Origin of the sequence: Nocardia wallacei, assembly GCF_029868745.1 — a bacterium.
In the GTDB taxonomy this organism is placed as follows: Bacteria; Actinomycetota; Actinomycetes; order Mycobacteriales; family Mycobacteriaceae; genus Nocardia; species Nocardia wallacei_B.
Window position 1 is genome coordinate 38,703 of sequence record NZ_JARWOP010000108.1, and the last position, 7,129, is coordinate 45,831.

Genomic DNA, 7,129 nt, shown 5'->3' on the forward strand with positions numbered 1-7,129 from the left:
GGGACGGCGAATGACGTGCGCCCGCAAAGACTTCCAACGGAGACGATTCCATGACCGAGACCACCCTGCCCCCTGAAGGCGGCGACCGCATCGAACCGGTCGACATCCAGCAGGAGATGCAGAACAGCTACATCGATTACGCGATGAGCGTGATCGTGGGCCGCGCGCTGCCCGAGGTGCGCGACGGCCTCAAGCCGGTGCACCGCCGGATCCTGTACGCGATGCACGACAACGGCTACCGCCCCGACCGCGGTTACGTGAAGTCGGCGCGCCCGGTCGCCGAAACCATGGGTAACTACCACCCGCACGGCGACTCGGCGATCTACGACACCCTGGTCCGCATGGCGCAGCCGTGGTCGATGCGCTACCCGCTCATCGATCCCCAGGGCAACTTCGGCTCGCGCGGCAACGACGGCCCGGCCGCCATGCGCTACACCGAGTGCCGGCTCACCCCGCTGGCCATGGAGATGCTGCGGGAGATCGACGAGGAGACCGTCGACTTCACGCCGAACTACGACGGCCGCTCGATGGAGCCGGTGGTTCTCCCCAGCCGTGTCCCCAACCTGTTGATCAATGGTTCAGGTGGCATCGCGGTCGGTATGGCCACCAACATCCCGCCGCACAACCTGCGCGAGGTGGCCGAGGCGATCTACTGGGCGCTGGACAATCACGAGGCCGACGAGGAGTCCACGCTCGCGGCGTGCATGGAGTTCGTCAAGGGCCCGGACTTCCCGACCAGCGGCCTGATCGTCGGCGGCCAGGGCATCCAGGACGCCTACAAGACCGGGCGCGGCTCGATCCGCATGCGCGGCGTGGTGGAGATCGAGGAGGACAACCGCGGTCGCACCACCATCGTCATCACCGAGTTGCCATACCAGGTCAACACCGACAACTTCGTGAACTCGATCGCGGAGCAGGTGAAGGACGGCAAGATCGCGGGCATCTCCGATGTCCACGACGAGTCCTCCGATCGCGCGGGCCTGCGCATCGTGGTCACGGTCAAGCGCGACGCGGTCGCCAAGGTCGTGCTGAACAACCTGTACAAGCACACCCAGCTGCAGACCAGCTTCGGCGCCAACATGCTGTCCATCGTCGACGGCGTGCCGCGCACCCTGCGGCTGGATCAGATGATCCGGTTCTACGTCGCCCATCAGCTGGACGTCATCATCCGGCGCACCCGCTACCGGCTGCGCAAGGCCGAGGAGCGCGCCCACATCCTGCGCGGTCTGGTCAAGGCGCTCGACGCGTTGGACGAGGTGATCGCCCTGATCCGGCGCTCGGCCGACACCGAGACCGCGCGCACGGGCCTGATGCGGCTGCTCGACATCGACGAGATCCAGGCGACCGCGATCCTGGACATGCAGCTGCGCCGGCTGTCCGCCCTGGAACGCCAGAAGATCGTCGACGAACTGACCAAGATCGAGGCCGAGATCGCCGACCTCAAGGACATTCTCGAGAAGCCCGAGCGGCAGCGCGCGATCGTCCGCGACGAGCTGAAGGAGATCGTCGACAAGCACGGCGACGACCGGCGCACCCGGATCATCGCCGCCGACGGCGATGTCAACGACGAGGACCTGATCGCCCGCGAGGACGTGGTCGTCACCATCACCGAGACCGGCTACGCCAAGCGCACCAAGACCGACCTGTACCGCAGCCAGAAGCGCGGCGGCAAGGGCGTGATGGGCGCCGGCCTCAAGCAGGACGACCTGGTCAAGCACTTCTTCGTCACCTCGACCCACGACTGGCTGCTGTTCTTCACCAACCTCGGCCGGGTGTACCGGGTCAAGGCCTACGAGCTGCCCGAGGCCAGCCGCATCGCGCGCGGCCAGCACGTGGCCAACCTGCTGGCTTTCCAGCCGGAGGAGAAGATCGCCCAGGTCATCCAGATCAAGACCTACGAGGACGCGCCCTACCTGGTGCTCGCGACCAAGAACGGGCTGGTCAAGAAGTCGAAGCTGACCGATTTCGACTCCAACCGCAGCGGCGGCATCGTCGCGGTGAATCTGCGCGACCGCGACGAATTGGTCGGCGCCGCACTGTGTTCGGCCGACGACGACCTGCTGCTGGTGTCCGCGCACGGCCAGTCGATCCGCTTCGCCGCCAACGACGAGGTGCTGCGCCCGATGGGCCGCGCCACCTCCGGCGTGCAGGGCATGCGCTTCAACACCGACGACTGGCTGCTGTCGCTGAACGTGGTCCGCGACGACACGTATCTGCTGGTCGCGACGTCGGGCGGCTATGCCAAGCGCACCGCGATCGAGGAGTACACGGCGCAGGGCCGCGGCGGTAAAGGCGTATTGACCATCCAGTACGACCCGAAACGTGGCACCCTGGTGGGCGCGCTCATTGTCGACGACGATGACGAGATCTACGCCATCACATCCGGCGGCGGTGTCATCCGGACGGCGGCCAACCAGGTGCGGCGGGCCGGCCGACAGACCAAGGGCGTGCGATTGATGAACCTCGGCGAGGGCGATACGTTGCTTGCCATAGCCCGAAACGCCGATGAGCCCGATCAGGTTTCCAGTGAAGAGGAGGCCGACGGTCTTGACAAGCAGTAGGTTCGGTTAGCAGTTAGTTTTTACAGGCAGCGGCACGAAGGATCTAAGGAATCCCAATTGACCACTCCGAATCAGCCGAACGACGAGCGGCACCACGCCAACGGTGTGACCGAGCGAATCGCGCCGTCCCCGATTCCGCCGCGGCCGATTCCGCGGCCGGGGTCGACGGGAGACAACGGTTCGGGTGGCGCACCCGAACGGTCCGACCAGCAGGCCGAGGCGGGTAAGTCGCAGGCGTCCGCCGAGGGCGGTGATGCCTCGCGGTTCGAGGATGGCTGGTCGCAGCTGCCACAGCGGGAACCGCAGTCGAATCTGCACCGGCCGGGTCAGCCTCCGGTGGCGGGGCGGCCGCCGACGGCCCCGGTCGGGCTCGGCGGCGGTCTCACCAACGCCCGCACCACGGCCGACCTGGCGGCCAAGGCGGCCCGCAAGGAGGCCGCCATGGTGAAGTCGGTCGGCATCGACGGGCCGACGCGCAGCATCTCCCGACCGGAACTGGTCAAGGACATGCCGGACCTGTCGGAGCTGCGGCATCCGCTACCGCCGAACCAGGCCGCACCGGTCGGCGCGCATCCGCAGCCCGTCGCGGTGTCGCCCGCGGTGCCCGCCGCGGTGGCCGCGGCCGCGGGCGGTGATCCACTGCGCGCGACCGTGCAGATCCGCCACATCGACCCGTGGTCGACACTGAAGATCTCGTTGGTGATCAGCGTGTCGATGTTCTTCGTGTGGATGCTGGCGGTCGGCTTCCTGTACATCGTGCTGTCCGGCATGGGTGTGTGGGACCGCCTGAACAGCAGCTTCACCGACATCATGTCGAACGGCAGCTCGTCGTCCTCGGCTCTGATCGACGCCGGCACGGTGTTCGGCTACGCCGCGGTGATCGGCTTGATCAACGTGGTGCTGCTGACGGCCCTGTCCACGGTCGGGGTATTCATCTACAACCAATGCACGGACCTGGTGGGCGGCGTTCAGGTCACCCTCGCCGACCCGGACTAGACCCGTCCCGCGAACGGCCGGTGCCCACTCGGGCGCCGGCCGTTTCCGTTCCCGGCCTCCAACCCTCCTACCAGCCGTTTTGGTTGTTGCAGGCCGATTCGGGTAGTCTTTGCTCTCGGTTCGGAGACACGGTCCGAGAGCCGATACGGGTCTATAGCTCAGGCGGTTAGAGCGCTTCGCTGATAACGAAGAGGTCGGAGGTTCAAGTCCTCCTAGACCCACTTCCCGGACATCGCGGTCGGGTGGAATTCGAGAACCCAGGGGCCATAGCTCAATTGGCAGAGCACTGCCTTTGCAAGGCAGGGGTTAGGGGTTCGATTCCCCTTGGCTCCACCTTTCGACTCCGCAAGTCCTCGACTTGCGGAGTCGTTGTTTTTCTCCTGCGCTAGGTGGTGACGGTGGCGAGGTGGAGGTGGGTTGGAGAGCAGCACCATGGGCCGTCCGGTGTCCTCCGCGCCGAGTTTGCCCGAATGTGTTGAGCCGCAGCATCGCTGACTCCGCGAGGGTGGCGATTCGACGGCTTCCAGTAGGCTGGGCGCCATGAAACTTCTCCTCACATTCGGTGTCGTGATCGCGGTTGTCGTCGCTGTCAGCAAGTTCCGCCAGCGCAACGATTCGGATACGTGGCACGAGGTGACGACCCGCTAGGTTGTCCGGGGCGCTCAGGCTCCACTGCCGCCCGGCCGGTCAGGCGATCGCGACCGGCCGGGCGTGGTCGTCGAGGGGGAGTGGGCCGTCGACGACGGCGTTCACCGACAGTTCGGTGACCGTGATCGCGCCGCCGTGGTTGTCCAGGAAGGCGACGTCGGAGGCATCACGGCCGGTGGCGATGCGGACCAGACCGGCGCGCGGGGCGAGGTAGGACGGGTCGTGGGCCCACCAGGCGCCGTCCACGTAAGCCTCTGCGACGCAATGGAAGTCCATCGGGACGCAGCCCGGCGCGTAGACCGAGGCGACCCGGGCGGGCACGCCGATCGCCCGCAGTAGCGCGACGACCAGGTGGGCGTAGTCGCGGCAGACGCCCCGGCCGGACAGCAGGGTCTGCACCGCGCCGTCGCTGGGACTGCTGCTGCCCGCGACGTAGCGAACACGGCGGCCCACCCACTCGGCGACCCGGCGGGGGACATCCGGATCGCCTGCGCCGTAACCGAATTCGGTGGCCGCGTAGGCGAGCATCCGGTCGGACTCGGCGAATCGGCTCGGTCGCAGATATACCGCGCGGTCGTAGTCGGACACGGGTTCGGGGTGGGCGGACCCCCATACCGACGCGTGGTAGCGCGCCCGCAAAGTGCCTGTGGGCGAATCGAATACGTGGATGCGGGTGCCGTGCGGACCGTGCACCTCGCGGGCGTCGATGTGCTCGCCGTCGAGCGTGAATTCGAGCGTCTCGCTCAGTTCGACACCGGGTTGCCGCGCGACCGCGATCTGGAATTCCACCGCGGTGGGCGCATGCACTTCGACGTCCAGGCGAGCGGAGACGTCGCGTTTCATCGCTCCATTGTGAGCCCGCTCGGTCCCCGGTGCGCGCGCCGACCGGCGGGCGTGTCCGTCTCCTCGGCGCTCACCTGCTGCGGAGTGCGGCAAGGACCGTGTCGACGCTCTGCTCGGCCAGGCGCTCGGTGAGCGGCAGGTGACCGAACAGGACGCGGTAGTACAGGGGAGCGGCCAGCGCGTCGAGGATGAAATCCAGATCCGTGTCCGGGTCGACCTCGCCCCGGGCGATCGCGGAACGCAGTGCGGCGGCGGTGGTTTCGCGGCGCGGATCGAAGACCCGCCGGCGGAACTCCGCCGCCAGCTCCGGGTCGGATGCCAGGTCGGCGACGAGGGCCGGAAGCGCGCGGCCCAGGGCGGTCCCGGCCAGCGCCCGGACCAGCGTCGACATTCCCGTGACGAGATCGCTTCGGAGATCGCCGGTGTCGGGTGTCGGCGTGACGCCGAGCTGTCGGGCCACGGCCTCGACCACGAGGTGACGCTTCGACGGCCAGCGCCGGTACACCGCCGGACGGTGCACCCCGGCCCGGGTCGCCACCGCGCCCATCGTGAATTCCCGGTACCCGACCGCACCGAGCAGATCGACCGTCGCGGTGAGGATCGCGTCGTCGATGCGGGTGTCTCGGGTCCGGACCATGCGCCGAACTCTAGAAGACCGGCCGCGGCACCAGGACGACCCGCCAGCCGTCGGGATCCTCGAAGGTCAGCGCGCCGACTCCGGCCCAGTACGGGTTCTCCGCCTCGACCGGCTCGTGCCCGGCCGCGGCGAGCCGCTCGACCACCTCGTACATCTTCGCGTCGCCGTGGAAGTAGAGGACGAGGAGATTGTCCGTGGTCGGCGCCGGCCCCGGGCTGCCGTCGATGTGCGTGGTGAATTCCAGGTGGTACGCCGTGCCGGGCAGTCCGAGCATCACGCCGTCGTATCCGGCGTGCCCCTCGAATCGGTAGAGCACCGGCAGCCCGATGACCTTCGTGTAGAACTCCTCGATCCGGTCGAGCTGGTCGGTGGGCCTGGCCACTCGCACCTGGGCCACCTCGAGACCGGTAGGCCATTCCGTCGTCGTCATGACTAAACGGTACACAATGTACCGATATGCGGCCAGGTGTCAGCGGACGGCGGTCAGCTTGTCGGGGTTGAGCACCAGCCGGACCGTCCGGATCCGGTTGTCCGCATCGATGTCCAGGGACAGCACGGCATACGGCTCGGCGCCGGTCCGCAGCACCGCGCCGGGACCGCCGTTGATCTCGGTGAGGTGGCGGTCGAGCGGGTCGGGCCAGGCCCAGGTGACCGAGCACAGGTAACCGGCGACCGCGGTCAGGCCGTGCAGCGGCGTGCGCGGCGTCTCGGACCGGCCGTCGGCGTCCGCGCAGAAGACGACGTCGGGTGCGAGCAGGCGGGTGAGTGCGGTGAGATCGCCGCCGGCTGCGGCGACGAGGAAGCGTTCGGTCAGTTCGCGGTGCGCGTGCGGGCTCGGCCGGTGCCGTGGCCGCCGGGCGTCGACGTGGCGGCGGGCCCGGTAGCCGAGCTGGCGGGTGGCGCGTTCGGTGCGCCCGAGCACCTCGGCGATCTCGGCGTGCTCGAAACCGAACACCTCGTGCAGCACGAAGACGACGCGTTCGGCGGGATCCAGTGCCTCCAGCACGACCAGCAGCGCCATCGAAACCGATTCGGCCCGTTCGGCATCCGCGTCGGGGCCGGTGAGCAGCGGCTCGGGCAGCCACGGACCGATGTAGGTCTCCCGCCGCGCCTTCGCCTTTCGCAGCTGGTCGATGGCCAACCGGGAGACCAGCCGGAACAGGTAGGCCCGCGGCTGTGTCACGGTGTCGTGGTCGACGCCGCGCCAGCGAAGCCACGCCTCCTGCACCACGTCCTCGGCCTCGGCGCGGCTGCCCAGCATGCGATAGGCCGCCGCGAACAGTTCCGGCCGGTGCTGTTCGAACTCCACGCTCATACCTCTTCGACGTCGTGGGCCGGTCGTGCGGGAGCAGCGGGAGGCCTTCCCCGAAGTGGTGGCCGGATTAGACGAGGCGCCCCCCCCCCGCCGCGGCGGAAAGAACCCGAATCACACCGCAGAAGCAGC

7 protein-coding genes and 2 tRNA genes are annotated in these 7,129 nt (G+C 68.2%); 5 read left to right on the forward strand and 4 right to left on the reverse strand.

From position 1 onward, the window contains the following. The first annotated feature begins 50 nt into the window (after nt 1-50). The 5 genes from gyrA (at nt 51) to QH470_RS08330 (ending at nt 4,205) form a co-directional block, all read left to right on the forward strand. Nucleotides 51-2,561 carry a DNA gyrase subunit A gene (gene gyrA / locus QH470_RS08310; RefSeq protein ID WP_280271690.1) on the forward strand — a complete coding sequence of 837 codons (2,511 nt, stop codon included), beginning with the start codon at nt 51-53 and terminating at the stop codon, nt 2,559-2,561. 57 nt (nt 2,562-2,618) lie between these two features. Beyond that, on the forward strand, nt 2,619-3,557 hold the full coding sequence (locus QH470_RS08315; protein WP_280271691.1) for a DUF3566 domain-containing protein: 939 nt from the start codon (nt 2,619-2,621) through the stop codon (nt 3,555-3,557). Between the two features lie 147 nt (nt 3,558-3,704). Continuing rightward, nucleotides 3,705-3,778: transfer RNA gene (locus tag QH470_RS08320), tRNA-Ile, on the forward strand. Between the two features lie 39 nt (nt 3,779-3,817). Continuing rightward, a tRNA-Ala gene (locus QH470_RS08325) sits at nt 3,818-3,890 on the forward strand. A gap of 207 nt (nt 3,891-4,097) precedes the next feature. Further along, nucleotides 4,098-4,205: a DLW-39 family protein gene (locus tag QH470_RS08330; protein ID WP_280271692.1), complete on the forward strand. Its 108-nt coding sequence runs from the start codon at nt 4,098-4,100 to the stop codon at nt 4,203-4,205. A gap of 39 nt (nt 4,206-4,244) precedes the next feature. On the opposite strand, the gene QH470_RS08335 is transcribed toward QH470_RS08330, so the two are convergent. The 4 genes from QH470_RS08335 to sigJ form a co-directional block, all read right to left on the reverse strand. Continuing rightward, nucleotides 4,245-5,048, reverse strand: coding sequence for a transglutaminase-like domain-containing protein (locus QH470_RS08335; RefSeq protein WP_280271693.1), 804 nt, complete (start codon nt 5,046-5,048; stop codon nt 4,245-4,247). A 70-nt stretch (nt 5,049-5,118) separates the two neighbouring features. Next, nucleotides 5,119-5,685, reverse strand: a complete 567-nt coding sequence (locus QH470_RS08340; RefSeq protein ID WP_280271694.1) for a TetR/AcrR family transcriptional regulator — start codon at nt 5,683-5,685, stop codon at nt 5,119-5,121. Nucleotides 5,686-5,695: 10 nt separating this feature from the next. Further along, the gene (locus tag QH470_RS08345; protein ID WP_280271695.1) at nt 5,696-6,115 is read right to left on the reverse strand and encodes a VOC family protein; all 420 of its coding nucleotides are present in this window, start codon (nt 6,113-6,115) and stop codon (nt 5,696-5,698) included. Between the two features lie 39 nt (nt 6,116-6,154). After that, entirely contained in the window at nt 6,155-6,994 is an 840-nt protein-coding gene (sigJ, locus tag QH470_RS08350; RefSeq protein ID WP_425302633.1) for an RNA polymerase sigma factor SigJ, read from the reverse strand. Between the last annotated feature and the right edge of the window lie 135 nt (nt 6,995-7,129).

Bases quoted from the DNA above. Each gene is read 5' to 3' on its own strand.
- gyrA (WP_280271690.1), top strand. From the start codon at position 51: ATGACCGAGACCACCCTGCCCCCTGAAGGCGGCGACCGCATCGAACCG.
- QH470_RS08330 (WP_280271692.1), top strand. From the start codon at position 4,098: ATGAAACTTCTCCTCACATTCGGTGTCGTGATCGCGGTTGTCGTCGCT.
- QH470_RS08335 (WP_280271693.1), bottom strand. From the start codon at position 5,048: ATGAAACGCGACGTCTCCGCTCGCCTGGACGTCGAAGTGCATGCGCCC.
- QH470_RS08340 (WP_280271694.1), bottom strand. From the start codon at position 5,685: ATGGTCCGGACCCGAGACACCCGCATCGACGACGCGATCCTCACCGCG.
- QH470_RS08345 (WP_280271695.1), bottom strand. From the start codon at position 6,115: ATGACGACGACGGAATGGCCTACCGGTCTCGAGGTGGCCCAGGTGCGA.